The sequence below is a fragment of the Aeromonas sp. QDB30 genome (assembly GCF_027707645.1).
GTDB lineage: Bacteria > Pseudomonadota > Gammaproteobacteria > Enterobacterales > Aeromonadaceae > Aeromonas > Aeromonas caviae.
The window spans coordinates 1-1093 of sequence record NZ_JAPCIY010000177.1 but is presented as its reverse complement, the minus strand read 5'-3'; the positions used below and the strand labels follow the sequence as shown (position 1 = coordinate 1093).

At 34.6% G+C, this 1093-nt stretch carries 1 protein-coding gene; it reads left to right on the top strand.

The genetic code is table 11. The annotated features are described in order from the left end of the window. Positions 1 to 120 precede the first annotated feature (120 nt). Entirely contained in the window at positions 121 to 1053 is a 933-nt protein-coding gene (locus PG896_RS20995) for a hypothetical protein (RefSeq protein ID WP_270836193.1), read from the top strand. Positions 1054 to 1093 lie beyond the last annotated feature (40 nt).

The following is a 1093-nucleotide window of genomic DNA, read 5'->3' as shown; positions in this document are numbered from 1 at the left end:
CAGAGAAAATCGATACAGAACAGGACCTTGGAAGGAGTTTTAAAGGGACTCAACGCTTAAGGTCCTGTACATGAACTTTTATTATCAAGGACGTTAATAATATTTAATTTTGGAGTGAATATGTTACAACCAATTATAAAAGAGAGTAGTGTCACATCTAGTGAAGCTTTTTTAGCTTATTTATGTGATAAAACATTTTTGAGTCTTTGGTCGTATCCCAATGTATATACCAATGAAGGATTTAGTAAGACTAAAACAGGAAAGGAATTATGTGATCTATTAGTTGTCTTTAATAACAACATTTTTATTTTTTCTGACAAAGATATAAAGTTCAATCGTGAAGCCGAAATAAATGTTTCATGGGAGCGATGGAAGAAAAAATCTATATGTAACTCAATAAGGCAGTTATACGGTGCAGAGTCCTTTATAAAGAGGTATCCTAAGCGAATTTTTGTAAATAAAGAGTGTTCGACACCATTCCCCATTGAATTTGATGTTGAAACGGCAAATATATATCTTATCGCAGTTACTAAAAATAGTGTTGAGCCTGCATCGGAATATTTCGGCCAATCTGACCATGGATGTTTAGGGACATTAGTACAATGCTATAATGGCCTTTCCGTTATGCAGAACAAGCCTTTTCATATATCTGATTACCATCCTGAAAAAACCTTTGTACATATTTTTGATGAACATGGATTGCAACTGGTCATGTCTGAATTAGATACAATGCATGATTTTGTTTCATATTTAGATGCGAAGCAAAAATATATTAGGGATGGAGTTGTTGGCTGTATTGTAGGAGAGGAGGAATTTCTCGCTTTATACATTACACACAAAGACCCAATGGTGAGTGTGGTTGGTGCAATGCCATTAGAGGAGCCAAATAGTATTATTGTTGAAGGCCATTGGGAAAATTATCAAGGGTCTTTCAGAAAGGAATTACTTGATGCATATAAAAAAGGTAGCGAAAGTTGGGACGATATTATTAATCATCTTTCGCAACATATATTATCTGCTCATGTACAGAACCTTAAGCGGCAAGCGAATTAATAATACCGTCTAACGTGTTGTTTTGCTTGGATTTTCTCTG

Excerpts from the sequence above, each read along its gene's own strand:
- PG896_RS20995 (WP_270836193.1), top strand. The coding sequence starts at position 121 with ATGTTACAACCAATTATAAAAGAGAGTAGTGTCACATCTAGTGAAGCT.